At 57.8% G+C, this 21,116-nt stretch carries 20 protein-coding genes; 15 read left to right on the forward strand and 5 right to left on the reverse strand.

Annotated elements, in window-relative coordinates:
* Nucleotides 1-336 precede the first annotated feature (336 nt).
* The 4 genes from EPN93_15755 to EPN93_15770 all read left to right on the forward strand — a co-directional run bounded on the left by EPN93_15755 (nucleotide 337) and on the right by EPN93_15770 (nucleotide 2,722).
* Nucleotides 337-678 (forward strand): type II toxin-antitoxin system HicB family antitoxin, encoded by a 342-nt coding sequence (locus EPN93_15755; protein ID TAL32657.1) that lies wholly within the window; start codon nucleotides 337-339, stop codon nucleotides 676-678.
* Nucleotides 679-835: 157 nt separating this feature from the next.
* A complete protein-coding gene (locus tag EPN93_15760; GenBank protein TAL32638.1) occupies nucleotides 836-1,555 on the forward strand; it encodes a DUF4386 domain-containing protein in 720 nt (239 codons plus the stop codon).
* Nucleotides 1,556-1,605: 50 nt separating this feature from the next.
* On the forward strand, nucleotides 1,606-2,262 hold the full coding sequence (locus EPN93_15765) for a hypothetical protein (protein ID TAL32639.1): 657 nt from the start codon (nucleotides 1,606-1,608) through the stop codon (nucleotides 2,260-2,262).
* A gap of 139 nt (nucleotides 2,263-2,401) precedes the next feature.
* Entirely contained in the window at nucleotides 2,402-2,722 is a 321-nt protein-coding gene (locus EPN93_15770; protein TAL32640.1) for an anti-sigma factor antagonist, read from the forward strand.
* 10 nt (nucleotides 2,723-2,732) lie between these two features.
* Here the strand turns inward: EPN93_15770 and gltS are convergent, their stop codons facing one another.
* Nucleotides 2,733-3,965, reverse strand: coding sequence for a sodium/glutamate symporter (gene gltS, locus EPN93_15775; GenBank protein TAL32641.1), 1,233 nt, complete (start codon nucleotides 3,963-3,965; stop codon nucleotides 2,733-2,735).
* Nucleotides 3,966-4,194: 229 nt separating this feature from the next.
* On the opposite strand from gltS, the gene EPN93_15780 reads away from it, so the two are divergent.
* Complete coding sequence (locus EPN93_15780; GenBank protein TAL32642.1) at nucleotides 4,195-5,550, forward strand: amino acid permease; 1,356 nt, start codon at nucleotides 4,195-4,197, stop codon at nucleotides 5,548-5,550.
* A gap of 79 nt (nucleotides 5,551-5,629) precedes the next feature.
* Here the strand turns inward: EPN93_15780 and EPN93_15785 are convergent, their stop codons facing one another.
* Both EPN93_15785 and EPN93_15790 read right to left on the reverse strand, forming a co-directional pair.
* On the reverse strand, nucleotides 5,630-6,295 hold the full coding sequence (locus EPN93_15785; GenBank protein TAL32643.1) for a methyltransferase domain-containing protein: 666 nt from the start codon (nucleotides 6,293-6,295) through the stop codon (nucleotides 5,630-5,632).
* 182 nt (nucleotides 6,296-6,477) lie between these two features.
* Entirely contained in the window at nucleotides 6,478-6,972 is a 495-nt protein-coding gene (locus tag EPN93_15790; GenBank protein ID TAL32644.1) for a MarR family transcriptional regulator, read from the reverse strand.
* A gap of 113 nt (nucleotides 6,973-7,085) precedes the next feature.
* Between EPN93_15790 and EPN93_15795 the strand changes: the two genes are divergently transcribed.
* The 10 genes from EPN93_15795 to EPN93_15840 all read left to right on the forward strand — a co-directional run bounded on the left by EPN93_15795 (nucleotide 7,086) and on the right by EPN93_15840 (nucleotide 19,635).
* The gene (locus tag EPN93_15795) at nucleotides 7,086-7,229 is read left to right on the forward strand and encodes a potassium-transporting ATPase subunit F (GenBank protein TAL32645.1); all 144 of its coding nucleotides are present in this window, start codon (nucleotides 7,086-7,088) and stop codon (nucleotides 7,227-7,229) included.
* 14 nt (nucleotides 7,230-7,243) lie between these two features.
* On the forward strand, nucleotides 7,244-8,929 hold the full coding sequence (kdpA, locus tag EPN93_15800) for a potassium-transporting ATPase subunit KdpA (protein TAL32646.1): 1,686 nt from the start codon (nucleotides 7,244-7,246) through the stop codon (nucleotides 8,927-8,929).
* 12 nt (nucleotides 8,930-8,941) lie between these two features.
* Entirely contained in the window at nucleotides 8,942-11,035 is a 2,094-nt protein-coding gene (kdpB, locus tag EPN93_15805; protein ID TAL32647.1) for a K(+)-transporting ATPase subunit B, read from the forward strand.
* Nucleotides 11,036-11,047: 12 nt separating this feature from the next.
* Entirely contained in the window at nucleotides 11,048-11,635 is a 588-nt protein-coding gene (gene kdpC / locus EPN93_15810; GenBank protein ID TAL32648.1) for a potassium-transporting ATPase subunit KdpC, read from the forward strand.
* Nucleotides 11,632-14,337: a sensor histidine kinase KdpD gene (locus EPN93_15815; protein TAL32649.1), complete on the forward strand. Its 2,706-nt coding sequence runs from the start codon at nucleotides 11,632-11,634 to the stop codon at nucleotides 14,335-14,337. Before kdpC ends, EPN93_15815 begins: the two co-directional genes overlap by 4 nt.
* Nucleotides 14,327-15,010 (forward strand): response regulator transcription factor, encoded by a 684-nt coding sequence (locus EPN93_15820; GenBank protein TAL32650.1) that lies wholly within the window; start codon nucleotides 14,327-14,329, stop codon nucleotides 15,008-15,010. Before EPN93_15815 ends, EPN93_15820 begins: the two co-directional genes overlap by 11 nt.
* 389 nt (nucleotides 15,011-15,399) lie before the next feature.
* A complete protein-coding gene (locus EPN93_15825) occupies nucleotides 15,400-17,079 on the forward strand; it encodes a long-chain fatty acid--CoA ligase (GenBank protein ID TAL32651.1) in 1,680 nt (559 codons plus the stop codon).
* Nucleotides 17,080-17,255: 176 nt separating this feature from the next.
* Nucleotides 17,256-18,131: a hypothetical protein gene (locus tag EPN93_15830; GenBank protein ID TAL32652.1), complete on the forward strand. Its 876-nt coding sequence runs from the start codon at nucleotides 17,256-17,258 to the stop codon at nucleotides 18,129-18,131.
* A 171-nt stretch (nucleotides 18,132-18,302) separates the two neighbouring features.
* Nucleotides 18,303-18,956: a hypothetical protein gene (locus EPN93_15835; protein TAL32653.1), complete on the forward strand. Its 654-nt coding sequence runs from the start codon at nucleotides 18,303-18,305 to the stop codon at nucleotides 18,954-18,956.
* Nucleotides 18,957-18,978: 22 nt separating this feature from the next.
* Nucleotides 18,979-19,635 (forward strand): TetR/AcrR family transcriptional regulator, encoded by a 657-nt coding sequence (locus tag EPN93_15840; protein ID TAL32654.1) that lies wholly within the window; start codon nucleotides 18,979-18,981, stop codon nucleotides 19,633-19,635.
* A 63-nt stretch (nucleotides 19,636-19,698) separates the two neighbouring features.
* Here the strand turns inward: EPN93_15840 and EPN93_15845 are convergent, their stop codons facing one another.
* A complete protein-coding gene (locus EPN93_15845) occupies nucleotides 19,699-20,088 on the reverse strand; it encodes a hypothetical protein (GenBank protein TAL32655.1) in 390 nt (129 codons plus the stop codon).
* 177 nt (nucleotides 20,089-20,265) lie between these two features.
* Nucleotides 20,266-20,769: a GNAT family N-acetyltransferase gene (locus EPN93_15850; GenBank protein TAL32656.1), complete on the reverse strand. Its 504-nt coding sequence runs from the start codon at nucleotides 20,767-20,769 to the stop codon at nucleotides 20,266-20,268.
* Nucleotides 20,770-21,116: the final 347 nt, after the last annotated feature.

Raw genomic sequence — 21,116 nt, forward strand, 5'->3', positions numbered from 1 at the left:
TTCCACTTCCCAGGGGCTTTCTATTCCCAATAAATGATTGTAAAATTCTTCCAGAGTCTCTTTCATATCTTCAGTATCGTCATTTTGTCAGTTTTCCACACGGTTTCCTGAAGCGCCAAAGATTTTAATTTAACTGTTTGATGCGTTCTTTCCTTCGCATAACGAGTCTGTAGAAAAAGCCTTTAAATATGGAAATTAATTGACAATTTGCGCTTATCGCTTATAATAGAGCAAAATCATGTGATGAAGTACGCCACGCCTCGTTATAAGAACTACGATTACGGCCAGTCACTCCTTTTTCCCGTCAATATCATTGCGAAATATCGAGGTACTGGGATGAAAGACATATTAAAGCATAAGGATTTTATTGGGTCCGTTCACTTCAATGCCGATGACGAGCTTTTTTACGGTAAAATTGAAGGGATTAACGATCTTATTACTTTCGAAGGCAAATCGGTCAAAGAACTTCTCTCCTCTTTCAGGGAAGCCGTTGACGATTATATTCGCCTTTGTAAATCAAATAAGAAACCGATTTATAAATCCTATAAAGGAAGTTTTAATGTCAGAATATCCCCCACGTTGCATAGAAAGGCTATTGAAAAAGCATTATCACTTGGAATTCCCTTGAATCAATTAGTTCAAAAGGCGATTGAAAATGAGGTATCAACGGGTAAATAAAAGCGGGGTAACTTCGAGTTAGCGAAAAAATATTTTCACCGTTATCGCATATGCATCGATTTTATTGTTGAAGACGATAAGATAATTCCCGTCGATATAGGCAGTCATGACGACGTGTACTGAATTGGCAGGGGCAATGATATAAAGGATTCTTGTAATGGAACTAACAAGCAAATCAATCACCAATCAACCCCGCAAAATCGCTACCGCCGCGGGAGTGCTTTATATCCTTGGCATTATCGCGGGCATCCTGAGCATTTCTTATGTCATAGATGATCCGGAGTATCTCGTAAAAGCGGCGTCGGACACTCATGGCGTACTGGTCACGGCGTTTTTCCATTTACTGATGGCGCCAATATATGTTGGCGTTGCGATAGTGCAATACCCCGTATTGAGAAAATATAATCAATTACTGGCCTTTGGATTCGCTGGATTCAGGATTATGGCGGGGGTGTTTATCGTAATTGGTGTAATCGTATTGCTGCTGCTTCTTTCCCTGAGCCAGGAGTTTGTAAACGCAGGAAGGCCCGGCGGATCATATTTCCAGACCATGGGCGTACTTTTGCAGACGGGGCGCGATTTATTGAACCATGTGGCGACTATAATTTCCGTATGTATAGGTGGCCTGATGTATTATTCTCTTCTATTTCAGACAAAACTTGTTCCCCGCTGGTTGTCGGGATGGGGTCTGCTGGGAACGACATTGGCCATAGCGGCAAGCCTGCTCTTCTTATTTCGTGTTATTGGTATTATAACCCCAATCTACCTTGCGTTAAATGTTCCCATGGCGTTGCAGGAAATAGTGCTGGCGGTATGGCTGATCGTTAAGGGTTTTAATTCATCGGTGATGGTTCCCGATCGAGCGCGCGGGAATTGAATAAATCGGCTGGAAAGAAATCATGATTATTATGGATCCCAGATAGCAGAATGAATAAATCGACAAAAATAAATGTGGCAACCCTTGGCGTTCTCTTCGGATTTTCGGGAATAAGCCATGGATTCTTCGAGATGCTTCAGGGATATGCCCCCACCGGCGGCTTGTTCATAGCGGCCATTGGAGAAGCCCATAGAATGTGGCCGCATGGAAGTGAGCCTGCTTTTTCTCTTGTCCGGAATTATTTGGTGACCGGCATCGCGGCAATGACTATCGGCTCCGGCGTCATTATCTGGTCGTTCTGGTTCGTTCATAAGAAGAACGGGCCGACGGTTTTTCTTATTCTCTTTATTATGCTTCTCCTGTTCGGCGGGGGAATCGCACAGGTGGTATTCTTTCCTTTCTTCTGGATTGTCGCAACCCGTATTAATAAACCGCTGGCCTCATGGCGAAAGATAGTATCGGTCCGTATTCGTAAGCCGCTGGGCAAACTGTGGCCCTGGTCTCTAATAATCAGCTCTTCATTAATGGTATTTGTTCTCGTGATCGCCATCACAGGATTTATACCCGCGGTAAAAGACCCGGATACGGTTCTGTCGATTATGCTGTATTGTCTCGCTGTGGAAATAGTGGTTATGCCAATGGCCTTCCTATCCGGATTTGCGCGCGATAGTGCAATGAGGCCCAATACTAAGCCGGTTGAAAAGTGATTTGGTTAACGCACGGTAACCATTGTCCTGGAAAATCCTCGAATTAACACGTTATGCGCATGCCCGTTCTCGATAATGCATTGACAGAATACCGCCGCGATTTAGTATCCCCTGAATCGGATGAGAAATTTCTATTTACATGAACAGTGAGGTCGGCATGGCGGAGGTGAAAATACTGGAGTCCGAAACTGAGATATCCCTGCAACTGGACGGCAGTTTTAATATCACCAATTGCGGCGTATTACGGGAAGCACTGGAAACGGTCATAGCAAAAAAGCAGGACCGTATCATGATCGATTGCCAGAAGCTCCTTGAGATCGATTCGTCGGCGATCGCCGAGCTGGTGAAGACGACCCGAAACGTGATCGGCAAAAAAAAGCTGTTTCTTCGGGGCGTAAACCCTGAGATCATGAAAACCTTCAAGGTAGTGGGGCTTCATACCTTTTTTAAAATGGTGTAAATTCTCCCCCTCACGAAAACGCGTTAATAAACACCATGATGATGATCGCATTGATCAGGTCGATAAAAAAGCACCCGACGATGGGAACGACGAGAAAGGCCCGCTTGGCCGGCCCGTAGCGCTCCGCGAGCGATTCCATGTTCGCCATGGAATTGGCCGTGGTCCCCAGCATGAAACCGCAGAAACCCGCACACATGACCGCGGCGTCGTAATCCCTGCCGAAAAGCCGGTACAGCGGCCAGAAGCACGCCGCGCCCACGAGCGCCACCTGCGCCAGGATGATGACGAGCATGGGCAGCGCCGCGCCCGCGAGCTCCCACAGGTGCAGGGACATCATGGCCATCGCGACGAACAGCGAAAGCGAAACGGTCCCAATGTCGTCGATATACCGCTGCGACAGCGAGACGACGCCGGTCAGGTCGGCAGCGTTGCGTACGATAGCGCCGGCGAACATCGCCCCGATATACGCGGGCAGGGTAATTCCAGTCGATTCGAACGCGCCGCTTATCCAAGATCCCGCCCACATGGCGATGAGGATCGCCACAAGGTTTTTCAGGAGCGCGTAGGCCTCGAGCGCCTCCCCCTCGGGCGCTTCGACCGGTTCGTCGTGGAGCTGTTCTTCCAGGATCGCGGTGGCGGCGGGGGGGCCGATATGTTTTTCGCGTTTAATCGAGCGTCCCGGATGAAAGCGCTCGATGAGCCACGTCCCGATGGGAGCCCCGATAAGGCCCCCGCAAATAATGCCCGTCATCGCACTTGCGATCGCTATCGACGCCGCGCCCTGTACGCCCGCCTTCTCGAACAGCGGGGCGAAGGCGAGCCCCGTGGCGGGACCGCCCACCAGCGTCACCGAAGAGTTCAAAACCCCGAACAGCGGGTGCTGTCTCAGTGGAACCGCCAGCGCGATCCCCACCGCGTCTTGCACCAGGGTGAACACGACCGATATGATCAGGAAGGTCAGTATCATCGATCCCCCCTTCCTGAAAAGCGCAAGACTGCTCCCGAAACCGATCGTAGTAAAAAACGCGGTCATAATGGGCGCCTGGAGCGTGGTATCGAACTGGATTGGCACAACGCCCATGTTCCGGGTGACAAGATGCATGAGGGCGATGACAAGCCCCCCGATCACCGGGGCCGGCAGGTTGTACCGTGAGAGCGGGGGGATGATCCTGCGTATCCCGTAGCCCATGAAAATGACCACGCCCGCGAACGCGACCGTCTGTATCATATCGATCTTGAACATGCGGCACTATGGTCCGGAGAATTCCGCCGAGTCAATGTAAAAATACTTTTCGAAGGACTGCGTTCCCGGTTACCGGGGGGAATCCGGCTTGCTTTATTTGCATCGCCGGGTTACTATAAGCCGTTCTGTCGCTTTCCAGCCTGTTGGCAAGGGGAATCGGATAACCGTCCCTGGAGTCGCATAACGTGGACCGGGCTCGATAATTTCTTGGAATTATAAAGGGGAATCTATGGCAATTGACGGCTTAAAAAGGGTACTCGGACTTCCCGAGGTGACGTTTATCTCCATAGGCATGACCATGGGGGCGGGCATATTCGTGTTCACCGGCATCGTGCTGAAGATCGTGGGGCCCGCGCTGCCGCTGGCGTACGCGATCGCAGTAATACCCGTGTTCCTCAGTATGCTGCCCCTTGCCATGCTGGGATCGGCGCTGCCAACGACCGGCGGCAACTACAAGTATCCCAGCCGCATGGTTTCTCCCGGGTTTACCTTTGTGGGAATATGGGTATACATCCTCGCGACGTTTTTCGGGCAGATACCGCTCTACAGCATGGCCTGCGCCCGGTACGCACGATTGTTCTTTCCGGGATTATCCATCGAGCTGTTTGCCGTTGTCCTCATCTCGTTCCTGTTCATAATCAACATCATCGGGATAAAACCGGCGGTGCAGGTCCAGGGCGTCCTGGTGATACTCGCGGTCGCAGCGAAGCTCTACTTTTCCGGGAACGGCCTTATTCAGTTTCACGCGGAATACATGGATGATTTCATGCAGATGGGGACCGGGAGCCTCTTCCTGGGGGTCGGGCTGTTAACCTTCACCTATCTCGGCTCCAACGGAATCATAGAGCTCGGCGATGAGATCAAAAATCCGGGGAAGGTGATCCCGCGGGCGTATTTCATCACGTTCCCCGTCGTGACCATCGTCTACCTGACGATCGCGTTCGCCGCCGTGGGTGTGGTTCCCTGGCAGGGCCTTGTCGGTGTCGATGAGCCACTCATCGCGGTGAGCCAGTCCTGCCTGGGTCCGGCGGGTGTGGCCTTTTTCGTATTGTGCGGCGCGATTGTCGCGCTTGTTTCCACGTTGAACGCGCTGTTCATCATAGGAACCAAGTCCCTGCTCATGATTATCAGCGACGGTCTTCTGCCGGCGTTCCTGGGCAGGATTCACAAGCGCTTCGGTACGGCGCATATTCTCTTTATAATAATCTGGATACTCTCGATCTGCGGCGTGCTGTCCGGGCTTTCGCTCGAGACGTTCGCGTCCTATTCCGCGCTTGCGGGGATTCTCATCTTTCTCCCCCTGCTCATCGCGTCGCTCAGGCTGCCGAAACTGTACCCCGATAAATACGCACAATCGGAATTCAAACTGAAGGGATTCTGGCTCTATTTCTGTCCCATCATGGGCTTCGTCCTGATCCTGTTTTTCAGCGCGGTCATACTGGCGGACCTCAAATCTCCCATGAAGATAGGCTTCTTTCTTTTATTCATCCTGAGCGGATTCGTATACTACATGCTGAGGAAGCGTTACCTCAAATCAAAGGGAATAAACCTTGATGACCTGAGAACGAAAGAGGAATGGAAATAAAGGAGCTGCGGTGCTAGATTCCTCTGGACCGCCGACGGGCGGTGGTATGCAGGCGAATGGGCATTCATGATCGGTTCTCCTATTTTATCGCGGCAACAATCTCTGAGGGGAAAATCGTTCCCGGATATTCTCGTTTCACATTTTTGAATCCCGCGTTCACCGCATAAGACTCCATTATGACTGGCCTGCATCCCCCCCAGAGAGCGGGACTCAGCTTATAAAGCTTTTCCAGTACGACGGGGGCGCTGTCCTTTTTGCTGAAATTCACCAGGACCAGGCGGCCGTTCTTTTTTAACACGCGCCGGAATTCATTAAGCGCGACCGAAAAGTCCGCGATGGGGATCAAGTCCAGCATATAGCTGTTGTAAAGAACGTCGAAGGTTTCGTCGGCAAAAGGCAGGTGCCTGGCGTCACATTCCCGCAATTCAAAATTAGTATATCCCTTGCTGGTTACCAGTCTTCTTGTTTTTTCAAGCATGGCCGGGGTAAGGTCTACTCCCTGCACGGTCGTGGTACGCCCGACCCTTTTCATAATTTCGAGGAATGAGTGTCCGATACCGACCGCGACTTCCAATACGTTATCTCCGGGCTGAATTCGCGCAAGTTCGATCCCCCTCATGCGTGCCTTCTTCTCCAATGGCGCGAACAGGAAATACGCCCTGCTCATCCAGGTGTACGTGCTTCTTATTTTCGCCACGTCTACCGTCGCTTCGATTATACCATGGTGTGTCATGTAATTTCCCATTTGAATGGCAGCTCCTTTGTGAATTTCCGGAATAAAATAATAGCGGGCAGTTTAAGGTCGTGCCCGGGACCGGCGTCACGCGCCGTTGCAGCAATGAGCGATGCGGGGAAGCGTAAATCGTTTCATCGTATACCTCCGTCGTATTAAGTTGTAATATACAACTATAGTTTAAAAAAAGCCGATCATACACAGCCGCACCCGCTTCCTGGTTTCCCGCCGCAGCATTGGCGGATCGACCGGATAAAAACTCCCAGCGACTCGAGTATGCCGTTTCGCCGGCTGCCGGGAATCTGCTTTAGCACGTCATTAATGAAGCCCGCCAGGCATTTCCAGACCTCCGCGTGGACGTCCTTGCCCTTCGCGGTGAGGGCAAGCTCGATGGCCCTTGAATCGTGCGCGGAAATTTCCCGCGCTATGAGCCCCCGTTTGACCAGCGGGCCCACCATGCGGGTCGTCGTGCTCTTCTCCACCGAGAGCAGGCCGTGAAGCTCCGATAGCTCCAGCCTGCCGCCCCGCGCGGCCGCATGATCGAGTATGCAGAACTGCGCGAACGTGACCCCTTCACAAAGCACGGCTTCGCTCTGGAAAATCCGCATTACCTTCCCCATGTCCCGTAAAAGGTGAAATACGGCCGTAGCCTGATCTATGTGCTGGTTCATGATGGTTGTAATATACAACCATAGTCTCGTTTCGTCAATAAATTTTTTATTTTAGATAAATTTCCATCATCCCTTCTTAACACTATTTTAATGCCCGCGACCTCCGCCTTAACGCCCCGAAGATAGACAAAATGCCGCGCCTCCGGTTACCTTTCATACGGATTTTGAATAACCGGAGGCACACCATGACGATTGAACTTTTACTCGCGGCGGTAGTGGGGACGGCGCTCGCGGTCTTCCTGGTCTACTCGGTCGTCTATCCTGAAAAATTCTGACGGAGGCGTATGCCATGAGGGATATCTTTCAAATCCTTTTCTATTTCGTGGTGCTTATCGGCGCGGCGCCGTTCCTGGGCGCCTATATGGCTAAGGTGTTCAAAGGCGAACGCAACCTGCTGAGTCCCGTGATGGCGCCATTCGAGCGCCTTCTCTACAGACTGTCCGGGGTCCGGGCGGACGAGGAGATGGACTGGAAGCGTTACTTGAAATCCCTGCTTGTGTTCAACGCGCTGGGATTTCTGGTGGTCTTCCTATTGCAAATATTTCAATCGAGCCTCCCGCTCAACCCGCAAGGCCTCGCCGGTGTCTCGCCGGCCCTCGCGTTCAACACGGCGGTGAGCTTCATGACCAATACCAACTGGCAGTCGTATTCCGGCGAATCGACGCTGGGCTACCTCGTCCAGATGCTGGGGCTCACGGTGCAGAATTTCCTCTCCGCGGCGACGGGGATCGCGGCGTTCCTCGCGCTGGTGCGCGGGCTCACGCGCAGGGAAACGACCGCGCTGGGAAGCTTCTGGGTCGACATCACCCGATCCACCCTTTACGTCCTCCTCCCGCTGTCGGTCGTGATCGCGATCGCGCTCGCCGGTCAGGGCGTGGTGCAGACATTCGCCCCGTATGAAACCGTCACGACGATCGAGGGCGCGCAACAGGTGGTCCCCCTGGGCCCCGCCGCCTCGCAGATCGCGATCAAGCAGATGGGCACGAACGGTGGGGGTTTTTTCGGCGTAAACAGCGCGCATCCCTTCGAGAACCCGACGCCCCTTTCGAATTTTCTGGAAATGCTCTCGATACTCCTGATCCCCGCCGCGCTGGTCTTTACCTACGGCAAACTGGTGGGCTCGCGTCGCCAGGCGCTCGCGATCTTCGCGACCATGCTCATCCTGCTCGTCATGGGGCTCGCGGTGATGGCGTACAGCGAATACAGGGGCAATCCGCTGTATGGGAGCACGGCCCTCATGGAGGGCAAGGAGCAGCGTTTCGGCATCGCGAACAGCATACTCTGGGCGGAGGTGACCACCAGCGTCTCGAACGGATCCGTGAACGCGATGCACGATTCGATGAGCCCGCTCACCGGGATGGTCGCGATGCTGAACATCACGCTGGGAGAGATTATCTTCGGCGGTGTGGGGGCGGGAATGTACGGTATGCTCATGTTCGTCGTCCTCACGGTCTTCCTCGCGGGCCTCATGGTGGGACGAACCCCCGAGTACCTGGGTAAGAAGATCCAAAAGCTCGAGGTGCAGTGGGCGGTGCTCGCTATTATCGCCCCGAGCGCGGTCATACTCGTTTTCGCGGCGCTCGCGTCCGTCACGCAGGAGGGCCTCGCGCACCTGTCGAATGCGGGACCGCACGGACTTTCCGAGATGCTCTATGCGTTCGCGTCGGCGGCGGGCAACAATGGAAGCGCCTTCGCGGGGCTCGACGCGAACAACGTGTTCTATAACCTGCTCCTGGGGCTGACGATGCTCATCGGGCGGTTCGCCGTGATCATACCGGTCGTGGCGATCGGCGGGAGCATGGCGGTCAAGAAGATCATTCCGGAGAGCGAGGGAACCTTCCGCACCGACAGCCCGCTCTTCGTGCTGCTGCTGCTGGGCGTGATCGTCATCGTGGTCGCGCTCACCTTTTTTCCCGCGCTCATCCTGGGGCCCATCGTGGAGCACCTGTTATTAATGAAGGGAATGCTTTTTTAACGGAGAACGATCATGAAATCGAAGGACAAGAAGAAACATCTCATCAACAGGGAGATACTCAGGACCGCGCTGCTGGACTCCCTCAAGAAATTTAATATTCGCACGCAGGCCAAAAACCCCGTCATTTTCATAGTGGGCGTGGGCGCCCTTTTTACCACGGGCGTCATCATCGCCGATGCCTTCCAGGGGCGCTTCTCGGGCTTTAATGTGCAAATTGCCCTGTGGCTCTATTTCACGGTGCTCTTCGCCAACTTCGCCGAGGCGATCGCGGAGGGGCGCGGCAAGGCCCGGGCCGACAGCCTCCGGAACACGAAAACGAAGACTGTCGCGCGCATGCTCGTTGAGGGGACGGAATTCAGGCTTCCCGCGGGAGATTTGAAAAAGGGCGACATCGTCGTCTGCGAAACGGGCGACGTGATCCCGGGGGACGGCGAGGTGACAGAGGGCATCGCGAGCGTGGACGAATCGGCGATCACGGGAGAGTCCGCGCCCGTTATACGCGAGAGCGGGGGGGACCGGAGCGCGGTCACCGCCGGCACGAGGGTGTTATCGGACCGAATCCTCGTCCGGATCGTCTCCGAACAGGGAAAGACCTTCCTCGACCGCATGATCGCGCTCATCGAGGGGGCGACGCGGCAAAAGACGCCCAACGAGATCGCGCTCACGATACTCCTCTCCGCGCTGTCGCTCATCTTTCTTCTCGCCGTCATGACGCTCTACCCGTTCGTGACCTACAGCGCGAAGGCATCGGGGGCCGATACGGGCATGGCGTCAATGACCGTGCCCATCCTCATAGCTCTCATCGTGTGCCTCATCCCGACGACCATAGGCGGGCTCCTGAGCGCGATCGGGATTTCCGGGATGGACCGGTTGCTCCGCAACAACGTGCTCGCGATGAGCGGGAAGTCCATCGAGGCGGCGGGCGACATCGACGTGCTCCTGCTCGACAAGACCGGCACCATCACCCTGGGAAACCGCATGGCGACCGATTTCATTCCCGCGCGCGGGATCGACCAGAGGCGGCTCGCCTCCGCGGCGCAGCTCTCCTCGCTGGCGGACGAGACGCCGGAGGGCCGCTCCATCGTGGTGCTCGCGAAGGATCTCTATAACCTCAGGGCCGGGGAGGCGCGCGACACGCACGCGCACTTTATTCCCTTCAGCGCACAGACCAGCATGAGCGGCGTCGACATCCCCCAGGACGGCGGCATGCGCCGCATCCGCAAGGGCTCGGCGGAGGCCATCCGGAAATATATTTCCCAGGGGGGCGGCGCGTTTCCGGGCGACGTCACGACCTTCGTCGACACTATCAGCATGAGCGGGGGCACACCCCTCGTGGTCGCGGAGGGGAAAGAGGTGCTCGGCACCATACATCTTAAAGACGTCGTCAAGGGGGGCATACGCGAGCGCTTCGCCGATCTGCGGAGGATGGGGATACGGACCGTGATGATCACGGGCGACAACCCGCTCACCGCCGCGGCGATCGCGGCCGAGGCGGGCGTGGACGATTTCGTCGCGCAGGCGACGCCGGAGACGAAGCTCACGCTCATCCGCGCGGAACAGGCGAAGGGGCACCTCGCGGCGATGATAGGCGACGGCACCAACGACGCGCCCGCACTTGCCCAGGCGGACGTGGGGGTCGCGATGAACAGCGGCACCCAGACGGCGCGCGAGGCCGGGAACATGATAGACCTGGACTCGAACCCGACAAAGCTCATCGAGATCGTCGAGATAGGAAAGCAGCTTCTCATGACGCGCGGGGCGCTCACCACCTTCAGCATCGCCAACGACGTGGCGAAATACTTCGCGATCCTCCCCGCGATCTTCGCGGGCCTGTACGCCGCAGGCGGCGCATCGGGACCGCTTGCGAAGCTGAACATCATGGGGCTCGCCTCGCCGGAGAGCGCGGTGCTCTCGGCGGTCATCTTCAACGCGCTCATCATCGTTGCGCTCATCCCGCTCGCGCTCAAGGGCGTCGCCTACCGGCCGGTGGGCGCGAACGCGGTACTCGCCCGGAACCTCTTCATCTACGGGCTGGGCGGACTCATCGTGCCGTTTATCGGCATCAAGGCAATCGATATCCTGGTGTCCTTCCTGCACCTGGCGTAAGGAGGTACTGCAATGAATACGATACTAATCTCGCTGCGCATGCTCATCGTGATGACGCTGCTGGGCGGCGTGATCTACCCGCTCGCAATTACCGGGGCGGCGCAGGCGCTGTTCCGCGACAAGGCCCGGGGAAGCATCGTCGTCGTCAACGGGAACAAGGCGGGATCGGCGCTCCTCGCCCAGCCGTTCGCGAAGGAAAAATATTTCCATCCCCGCCCCTCCGCCGCGGATTTCGCGACGCTCCCCTCGGGGGCGGGCAACAAGGGCCTCACGAGCGCCGATTTAAAGAAGGCCTTCGACGAGAGGAAGGCGTACTGGAGCGGCGTCAGGGACAAGTTCGCGCCGGAAGGGGGAAAGGATACGCCCGTTCCCGCGGATCTGCTCTTCGCCTCGGGGAGCGGCCTCGATCCGCATATAAGCCCGGAGGCCGCGCGCCTGCAGACGGCGCGCGTCGCCGCGGCGCGCGCGTTCACCGCGGAGCAGGTCGTGAAATTGAAAGAATTGGTTGAAAAACACGTGGAACACCCTACACTTGGGTTCCTGGGGGAACCAAGGGTGAACGTGCTGTTATTGAACATTGACCTGGACGCCATGAAATGACGGTGCACGAGGACAGCCGTCCCGATCCCGAGAGCCTGCTGCGCGTCATGCGCAAGAATGGTGGCGGGACGCACCGGGCCGCGCTCAAGGTATACTTCGGCATGGCGGCGGGCGTGGGCAAGACCCACGCGATGCTCTCGGCGGCGCACAGGGAGCTCGCGCTCGGGAATGACGTCGTCGCGGGTTACATCGAGACGCACGGCCGCGCGGACATCGAGCGCCTCGCTGCAGGGGTGGTATCGGTCCCCCGACGTAAAACAATTTATCGTGGCGTGACGATCGAAGAAATGGACCTGGACGCCCTGCTTGCGCGGCGTCCCGGGATCGCGCTCGTCGACGAGCTCGCGCACACCAACGCGCCCGATTCGCGCCACCCCAAGCGCTACCAGGACGTGCTCGAACTCCTGGACGCCGGGATCACGGTCTACACGACCCTGAACGTGCAGCACCTCGAGAGCCGCGCGGGAACCGTGGGGGAGATCACCGGCGTGACGGTGACCGAGACGTTGCCGGATTCGGTCCTGGAGCGCGCCGACGAGGTCGTGCTCATCGACATCTCCCCCGAAGCGCTCATCGCCCGTCTCGCGGAGGGGAAGGTCTACGCCGGTGAGCGCGCGAAGCTCGCCGCGGAAAACTTTTTCGAGACGGGGAACCTGAACGCGCTGCGGGAGATGGCGCTCCGCTTCACCGCGGACAAGGTGGACCAATCCCTTCAAGACTACCGGCAGGCGAAGAAGATCGCCGACCCGTGGAAGACGGGCGAGCGGCTCCTGGTCGCCGTGAGCGCGAGCCCCTACTCGGAGAGCCTCATCCGCTGGACGCGCCGCACGGCCTACAGCCTGGGCGCATCATGGATCGCGGTCAACGTGGAGACCTCGGTGCCGCTTTCGCGCAGGGACGGCGAGCGATTGCAGAAAAACATCGCGCTCGCCCGGGAGCTTGGCGCCGAGATCGTGGTGACGCGCGACGAGGACATCACCGGGGGGATACTCCGCATCGCGCGCCAGCGGAACATCACGCAGATCGTCGCGGGGAAACCGGGAAAGCCCTCGTGGCGTGACGTCTTCCGCATGCGCACGCCCATCAAGCGCCTCATACGCGAGAGCGGGGGCATAGACCTCTACATAATACGCGCGCAGGAGGAACGGGACTTTTCACGCGGCAGGGAGCCCGTGCCCGCGCGCGGGGAAATCAACTGGCGCCATTACGCGATCGCGGGGGGCGTGCTCGCGGGCGTCGTGTCGCTCAACTACCTCGCCCTTCCGCTTATCGGGGCGCGCTCCGTGGCGCTCATACTGCTCCTGTCCGTGCTCGTTCTCGCGCTGGTGCTGGACCGGGTCCCCGTGTTCATTTACGCGGCGCTCTCGGCGCTCCTGTGGAACTTCCTCTTCCTTCCACCGGTGTTCACGTTCTACATCACCGAGATAGACGACGCGATCATGTTCTTCATGTATTTCATCATCGCCGTCATCGTGGGCTCGCTCACCTCGAGGATCCGCACACAGGAGAAGGCCGCGGTGCAGCGCGAGGAGCACCTGAACGTGCTGTACACGATCACCAGGAAGTTCGCGTCTTCCCCCACGGTCGACGAGGCAGCGCTGCACATACTCTCCTACATCAACATGAAATTCAACGCGGAGACAGTGCTCTACGTCAAGAACGAGGACGGCGCGCTGTCCGATACGCCGCACCCGGCGAGCTCCCCGGCCCCCGATGAAAAGGAGCACGGGGTCGCGCTCTTCTCGTTCACGAACGGCCGCACCGCGGGGCGCTTCACCGACACGCTTCCCTTGTCGGCCTACATGTTCATCCCGCTCTTCCTGGACCGGGAGCACGTCGCGGGCGTGATGGGAATACGTTTCCCCGAGGACACGCTCGTCAGCATCGAGCAGCGGACGCTCCTGGAGACGCTTGCGGGCCACCTCGCCATGGCGCTCGAGCGTGAGTTCTTCACCCGGGAGTCGCAGCGGGCGCAGATACACGAGGAGTCGGAGAAGCTCTACCGCGTTCTCATGAACTCGCTCACGCACGAGATACGCACGCCGCTCACCGCGATCAAGGGATCTATAAGCACCATGACGGACCCCGCGGTGGGCGCGAATCCCGAAATGCGCGCCCGCCTGCTGGAGGAGACGGGAGAGGCCGCCGAGCGCCTCATCCGGCTCGTCGACAGCCTTCTCGACATGAGCAGGATCGAGTCGGGAAAGCTCGCGCTTAACGCGGACTGGAACGACGTCCAGGACATCATAGGCGTGGCCATAGGCCGTCTCGAGCCACAGCTCGGGGGCAGGGACCTGGCCGTGGACTGCCCGGACGACCTCCCGCTCGTCCGGGTCGACCTGGCCCTGGTCGCCCTCGCGCTCTACAGTCTTGCGCATAACGCCGTCGTGCACACGCCCCCGGGGACCGCGATCGGGATTTCCGCCGCGCGCCTCGAGCGCGGCGTCGCCGTCACGGTGGAGGACCGGGGCGCGGGGCTCGCCCCCGCCGATACGGGAAGACTCTTCGAAAAGTTCTACCGCGGCGGGACCGGCACCGCGCATGGGGGCCTGGGACTGGGGCTTTCTATCTGCCGGGGGATCGTCGAGCTTCACGGCGGTACGGTAAGCGCGGGGAACGGCGATGCGGGTGGGGCACGCTTCGTGATCACGCTGCCGGTCGAAACGCGGGAGAAGGGGGAACAGCCGGTCCATGAAGGATGAGACGATACTGGTCATCGACGACGAGGCGCAGATCCGCCGGTTCCTGAAAATCGGGCTGGAGAGCCACGGCTACGGGGTGTGCGAGGCCGGGACGGGAGGCGAGGGCCTCACACAGGCGGTCATGAAAAAACCGGACGCGATCCTCCTGGACCTGAACCTCCCGGACATGGGGGGCGCCCAGGTCCTCGCGAAGCTGCGCGAGTGGTACCGCGCGCCCGTCATCGTCCTCACGGTGCGCGAATCGGAGCGCGACAAGATCGAGCTCCTGGACATCGGCGCCGACGACTACATCACCAAGCCCTTCAACATGGGCGAGCTCCTCGCCCGCATCAGGGCGGTGCTCCGGCGCAGCGCGCGCGAGCCAAACGAGCCGGTATTCAGCCACGGGGGGCTTTCGATCGACTTCGCGAAGCGCGCCGTGACCGTTAACGGGAGCGCCGTAAAGCTCACCCCCCTCGAGTACGAGCTCCTGAAGCTCCTCGCGAAAAATCCCGGCAAGGTGCTCACCCAGCGCCAGATCATGCGCGAGGTGTGGGGGCCCGGCATGGAGAGCGAGACGAGTTACCTGCGCGTCTACGTCGCGGCCCTCCGGAAAAAGCTCGAGGAGAATCCCTCGCGGCCCCGGCTCATCTTCACGGAGCCCGGCGTGGGGTACCGGTTCGCGTCGGACTGAAGAAAACCGCACGCGCCCCGATTGAGCCATGAAGTCACCAGGCGCTCTCTGTTCGGGAGCTACCCAGTACCCGCAAGTAAAAAAAAACGCCCCCCATACACCCCGGCGGGGGGCAACGACATCTGCCAATGGCAAATGAATATTCTGTCGATTGCTGATGTCCCCCTCTGGGTGCTGCACTGAGCTTGTCCAAGTGGGATTCAGGGGGACTCCTAAGGCAGTTTTTGTGATATGGGTATTGATCAGGTTCGGGGGCAGGGGGCCGATACACCGGCAACCCTTCTTCCGCGCCCGCCGGTAATAGAAATCACCCTTCAATCATATCGTAACAATGTTATTATAAAATAAAAATTTCGTAACAATGTTTTCTTGTTGACGGAATCCCCGTTTTGTACCGGATTGAATACGGCACGCCCGCGCCGCTCATTCGCGCGACGGCGCGCCCACCCATATCGCCGATACGCGAGGAGGACCGCATGAGCTGGAAGGACCTGAACCTGACGTGGCATTATGTCGAAAAATGGGCGGACAAATCGCCCGACGCCGAGGCCCTGGTGTTTGAGGACACCCGGCTCACCTGGCGCCAGTTTAAAAACCGCATGGACCTGACCGCGAAGGCTTTCCTGGACGCGGGAGTGAAGAAGGGCGACCGCGTCGCGCTTCTGTCCATGGCGCGCACGGAATTCCAGGTCACCTACATGGCGGCGAACAAGGTGGGCGCGATCTGGCTGGGGCTCAACCCGAAGTTCACCCCGGACGAGCTCCGGTTCCAGGTGAACGACGCGAAACCCGTTGTCCTCGTCGCCGTCCGCGACTTCATGGGAACGGACCTGGGTCCCGTAATCACCGCGCTCATGTCCGAATGCCCCTTCATCAAAAAAACCCTGATCGTGGGCGCGCCCCTCGATGGCACCGAGCAGTTCGAGGAGTACATCGGGAAGGATCGCACGGGGCTCGACGCGGCGCTCGAGGAGCGCGCGTCGTCGATACAGGGCGCGGACAGTGCACTGTTGATGTACACATCCGGCTCCACCGGAAAGCCCAAGGGCGTCGTCCACACCCATACGAGCATCATCGAAAACATAAAGGTCGAGGTGAAGAAATTCTACTTCCGCGAGGGGGGCAGGGCGCTCCTGCATTTTCCCATCAACCACGTGGCTGCGGACGTCGAGATCGGATTCGGCGCGATCCTGGCGGGGGCGTGTATCGTGTGCATGGACCGCTTCGACCCGAACGCGACACTCGCGATGATCGGGAAGGAGAAGCTCCAGGTGATAGGCCAGGTCCCGGTCATGTTTTTGCTGGAGATGATGCAGCCCACGTTCGGCCAGACCGATTTCAGCAGCATAGAGCTCTTCGCATGGGCCGGGGCGGCCGCGCCCCGGGTGATGCTGGACGCGCTCTCGGGCATCGCCAAGAAGACCGGCGCGAACCTCATCACCGGGTACGGGAGCACGGAGGTATGCGGCTTCGTCACTTACACGGAGAAGGGCGACGACGACGAGACGCTCCTCACCACGGCGGGAAAGATCGCGCCGCCCTTCGAACTGAAGATAGTCGATACCGCCCGAAAGGAATTGCCCGACGGCGAAGTAGGCGAGATCGCCGTGCGGGGAGCATTCATGTTCAAGGAGTATTTCAACAACCCCGCGGAGACTGCGAAGGTGCTGGACAAGGATGGCTGGTATTACACGAGCGACCTCGCGTTCAGGGACGCGAAGGGCTACATCCATATCACGGGCAGGATATCGGAGATGTTCAAGACCGGCGGGGAAAACGTGTACCCCCGCGAGATCGAGGACGCGATCGAATCGCACGACGCGGTCATCTTCGCGGCCGTGATCGGCGTGCCCGACGAGGTCTACCAGGAGGTGGGCTGGGCCTACGTGATGCCCACGCCAGGGAAATCGGTCACGGAGGAGGAGATACGTGCGCACTGCAAGGCGAAGCTCGCGAATTTCAAGGTGCCCAAGAAATATTTCATACGCCCGCTCCTGCCGCTGCTCGCCAGCGGAAAGGTCAACAAGCTCGCACTCAAGGAAGAGATCAAGGAGACGCTGAAGAAGTAGTCCGGATTATCGGGATAACGAACTTCGACGTATCGGCGGGTGTCATTTCGACGAATCCCGGTCTTTCGGGATGAGGAGAAATCCTTTTCCCGGCGGATCGGGCAAGATTTCTCACCCCATACGGCCGGGTTCGAAATGACAGGCGATGCAGGGTGTCTATTTAATTGGAGATTGTCATGAAAATCGATTCTACTTTCGTCGGTATGCCGTTGAAGGAATACAAGATGACCGCGGACTGGCGCTGGACCATGAACTACGCGGCCGCGGTGGACGACGGGAACCCGCGCTATTTCGACGACGGGGAGGGGAAGAAGGTAATCGCGCCGCCCCTATTCGCCGTCGCGGTGACCTGGCCCGTATCGGAACGCATATGGGAGTACATCGAGGATGAAAAATTCCCGCGCGAGATACTCCAGACCCAGGTACACTACACCGAGCACCTCGCCTTTCACCGCCCCGTCATGCCCGGCGACGCCCTCACCGTGAAGGGGCGCATCGCGGCCATAATGCCGCACCGCGCGGGGACCGTCACCGTGATACGCTTCGATGCGCTCGACGCGAGCGGCGCGCCCGTCTTCACCGAGCACATAGGCGCCATGATGCGCGGTGTGGAATGCGATGGCCCGGCGCGGGGCGAAGGCGACCTTCCCGTGGTTCCGGGGATCGAAGAGCCCGCGGAACCGTTGTGGGAGCACGCCGTGAGGATCGACCGGATGCGTCCCTTCGTCTACGACGGCTGCACGAACATCTACTTTCCCATCCATACCTCGGTGGGTTTCGCGCGCCTGGTGGGCCTGCCCGGCATCATACTCCAGGGGACCGCGACGCTCGCCTACGCCGCGCGCGAGCTCACGGACGCCGAGGCGGGCGGGGACCCGCTGAGGTTGCGCGCTATCTCATGCCGGTTCACCGACATGGTCGTTCCCCCCGGGGAGATAAGGATAAGGCTGACTGGCAGGAAGAAGACGGACAACGGAACCGATCTCTTTTTCAGCGTGATGAACGACAAGGACCGCCGCGTGCTCAGCGGGGGATACGCCCGGATCGAGTGAGGCCCGGCGCGAAAAAGCGTTTAGCACCAGCTATTCAACCGTGGAAAGCTAAATTCATCCCCTGTAGCGTGAATGAAGCTATAACTCACTACCTTTTATTAATAAATGTATTTGAAAAATCGCAGAATGAATTATATTTAATTCTGCTTTATTAAAAAGTAGGAATAAAAAATGATTATAAAAAGATCGATTAGCATTCTCATGGCCGCGTCGCTTGCCTTACCAGTTATGGCCGGCGGATGTTCCGAAGGCAAGATCAGGGTAATGAAGAATGAATCGGAAAATTCTTGTATGGCAACGATGCTGCTTCGCCATACGGCGAAGGACCTTATCGCCGCTGAAGTAAATGCACTATATAGTAAGGAGTTATGCAAGGGAATTGACCAGGTGGCCCAGGTCTCATTGGAAATTATCCCGCGACCACCTTGCGATGTTTTAGAGTCCGCAGCTTTCCTTAAAGTGAATGATTTAACTTTTACGCTAAAACTTATGGCCAATTGGCGAAAAGATGAGGAAATTGTCTTTAAAAAAGGAGACGTGGTAGGGTGGGAAGCGCCGGAATACGGTTTTAAAAATGGTCACCCGGTACTATTGAATCCATCGCGTTTCGATCCAATCATTCAAAAGCAGGATGAAAAAAATACCCGGAGTACTTTTTTCGCGAGGATGGCTCTTACTCATGAGATTGAAAATGAAATATTGAAATGTAATAACTTTTTAATAGAAATATATTTTGATAAATCGTGGAAATCATCAGTTATGATTGAAGGAAAAATACTGGAAAATATTAAAGATTTTCTATCAACAAGGAATAAGATGCAATGATGTTCGCTTCGCATTAACCCGAATGAAAAAGAAACCAGGAACATCACCGCGACCGCACGCGCAAAAAAAAGCGCTTTCTCCGCTCCTTCCCGACAAACTCAAGCACCGCCTTTACGCCACGGTGCTCGATCTCTTCGCCCACAACGACTTTCACCAGGTCAACATGCGCGAGATCTACAAAAAATCCGGGATAAGCCCGAGCACGATCTACCGTTATTTTCCTTCAAAGGAAGACTTGCTCTTCTCGATACTCGATGAGAAAATTAGCGAGATCGGGGTGCTCGTCCTTGATCATATCAAGGGAATGGAAGACACCAGGGAGATATTCCGGAAGATCATCTGGGTCACCATGGACTACTACGACCGTAATCCCGGCGTCGCCGTGACGGCGTTCATCACGGTGCCCATGCGCACCTGGATGAAGGAGCCCTCATATATCCGCGGCGACGCCGCGGCGATCCTGAACCAGGTCGTCCAGAAGGGACGCGCCCGGGGCGATATCGATCCCGCGCTCACCACGGGTCAGATACTCGACCAGTATTACATGCACTGCTATCGGCAGATTCATCAGTGGTATTTCAGGGGCATGAAGAAACGGCTCGTGGACGCGATCCCGGATTTTTTCGATATCTTCTGGAAAACGGTGAGCCCGCCGGGCGGAACGAAAAACCCGCGCTGATGCGCGTAGTGTGCTCGCCCGCACATGCCGGCGCAGGCGGATGCGGACGGGTGTATCGGACCCCTATCCTTCGCTTCTTTCCTTTTTCAAAAACAATCCCGAGGCCCCCAGGAAATTCAGGACAAGTCCCGCCGCGTTGATCCCGATCGCCGCGGCCCAGGCGGCTGTGGAGGCGTAGAGGTGCAGGTTTCCGGGATAGTTCAGGATGTGCACGACGATGCCGCCGTATCCGAACACCGCGATCGCGAAGCACATGAGCACGCGGTAGGCCGTGCGGTAGCCCATGAAACCGGGAAGCAGGCAGAGATAGTAGGCGCCCATCACCAGCGCGCCGGTGATGGGCGCCGTGGGCGCGAGCGTGAAGCCGTGGAGCTGCAGGGTCGCGTAGCTTGCGGCATTGTACAATATACCCGTGATCGCGTAAGCGACTTGAAGGCGGAGCAGCGATTTCATTGTCATGGCGATGTCCTCTCCCGGCGTGTCGTTGGGAAGATGATACGCCGCGCGGCGCCGGATGTCAAGGGTGTGCGGGAGAATGTTCGTCGCGGAAATCCCGGCGTGGGGGATGGAAATAAATTTCCATTACGGGGGCCGATGCGCGTGTGCGCCGCTTGCCGCGCCTCCCGCCCGTCAGGCGAGCTCCAGTTCGAACCTCATCTCCGTGAGGTCGCGCCCCCAGAGCCGGGATGCGCGCTCCTCTTTCGGGACGAAGCCCCGGCCCGTGTACAGGCGCAGGGCCGCGGGAAGGATGTCGAGCGTCCAGAGCATGATCCTCTCGTAGCGCTGTTCCGCCGCGAACGCGATCAGGTTTTCAAGGAGCGTTGCCCCAAGGCCTTTCCCGCGCGCGTCGCGGTCGAGGATGAACCACCGGAGCTGGCCGGCGCCCCGGCCCTCGTCGACGAGCGCGATGGAGCCCGCGACGTCGCCGCGCCGGTCGGCGATCCAGATTCTTTCACGGGGGCTGTTCCTTGTGATGAAGTGTGCGAGCGGTTCGGCGATGTAGGCCTCGAAGGTGTGATCGAAGCCGTGCTCGTCCGCGTAGACCAGTCCGTGCAGCGCGATGATCTTCCCCGCGTCCCCGGGCCGGAGCGCGGTGCGCACGGTTATTTCATGGTCCGATACACCTGAAGGCATGAGGAAGTGTAGTACCGCTTCCACGTGCTGTCAAGTCCCGGAAGGCGCACTGTGGCACGATGCGGATCATGAATGGTGTACATGCGCATCGGCCCCCCGGCTTTTCCGTATGGGTGCGATTCACCGCGCGCGTTTCCTGGTGTATGCTTTACGGGAACGGCGTGTAAGTCCTGTTGTTTCGCTTCACCCAAATGGGAATTATTTTCGGTTGAATTAAGCTGGTAAGCCCTCCAGTAGATTGCTGTTCAATTCCCTGTTTCGTTCAAATCTTGCATTACGGGCCTGTTTGAGTTTCTCCCTGCGTTCCGCCAGGATTGCCGGCCCTCTTCCATGGAAGACATCAAATG

The sequence above is a fragment of the Spirochaetota bacterium genome, from assembly GCA_004297825.1.
In the GTDB taxonomy this organism is placed as follows: domain Bacteria; phylum Spirochaetota; class UBA4802; order UBA4802; family UBA5368; genus FW300-bin19.

Bases quoted from the DNA above. Each gene is read 5' to 3' on its own strand.
- EPN93_15755 (TAL32657.1), top strand. From the start codon at position 337: ATGAAAGACATATTAAAGCATAAGGATTTTATTGGGTCCGTTCACTTC.
- EPN93_15760 (TAL32638.1), top strand. From the start codon at position 836: ATGGAACTAACAAGCAAATCAATCACCAATCAACCCCGCAAAATCGCT.
- EPN93_15765 (TAL32639.1), top strand. From the start codon at position 1,606: ATGAATAAATCGACAAAAATAAATGTGGCAACCCTTGGCGTTCTCTTC.
- EPN93_15770 (TAL32640.1), top strand. From the start codon at position 2,402: ATGAACAGTGAGGTCGGCATGGCGGAGGTGAAAATACTGGAGTCCGAA.
- gltS (TAL32641.1), bottom strand. From the start codon at position 3,965: ATGTTCAAGATCGATATGATACAGACGGTCGCGTTCGCGGGCGTGGTC.
- EPN93_15780 (TAL32642.1), top strand. From the start codon at position 4,195: ATGGCAATTGACGGCTTAAAAAGGGTACTCGGACTTCCCGAGGTGACG.
- EPN93_15785 (TAL32643.1), bottom strand. From the start codon at position 6,295: ATGGGAAATTACATGACACACCATGGTATAATCGAAGCGACGGTAGAC.
- EPN93_15795 (TAL32645.1), top strand. From the start codon at position 7,086: ATGCCGCGCCTCCGGTTACCTTTCATACGGATTTTGAATAACCGGAGG.
- kdpA (TAL32646.1), top strand. From the start codon at position 7,244: ATGAGGGATATCTTTCAAATCCTTTTCTATTTCGTGGTGCTTATCGGC.
- kdpB (TAL32647.1), top strand. From the start codon at position 8,942: ATGAAATCGAAGGACAAGAAGAAACATCTCATCAACAGGGAGATACTC.
- kdpC (TAL32648.1), top strand. From the start codon at position 11,048: ATGAATACGATACTAATCTCGCTGCGCATGCTCATCGTGATGACGCTG.
- EPN93_15815 (TAL32649.1), top strand. From the start codon at position 11,632: ATGACGGTGCACGAGGACAGCCGTCCCGATCCCGAGAGCCTGCTGCGC.
- EPN93_15820 (TAL32650.1), top strand. From the start codon at position 14,327: ATGAAGGATGAGACGATACTGGTCATCGACGACGAGGCGCAGATCCGC.
- EPN93_15830 (TAL32652.1), top strand. From the start codon at position 17,256: ATGAAAATCGATTCTACTTTCGTCGGTATGCCGTTGAAGGAATACAAG.
- EPN93_15835 (TAL32653.1), top strand. From the start codon at position 18,303: ATGATTATAAAAAGATCGATTAGCATTCTCATGGCCGCGTCGCTTGCC.
- EPN93_15840 (TAL32654.1), top strand. From the start codon at position 18,979: ATGAAAAAGAAACCAGGAACATCACCGCGACCGCACGCGCAAAAAAAA.
- EPN93_15845 (TAL32655.1), bottom strand. From the start codon at position 20,088: ATGAAATCGCTGCTCCGCCTTCAAGTCGCTTACGCGATCACGGGTATA.
- EPN93_15850 (TAL32656.1), bottom strand. From the start codon at position 20,769: ATGCCTTCAGGTGTATCGGACCATGAAATAACCGTGCGCACCGCGCTC.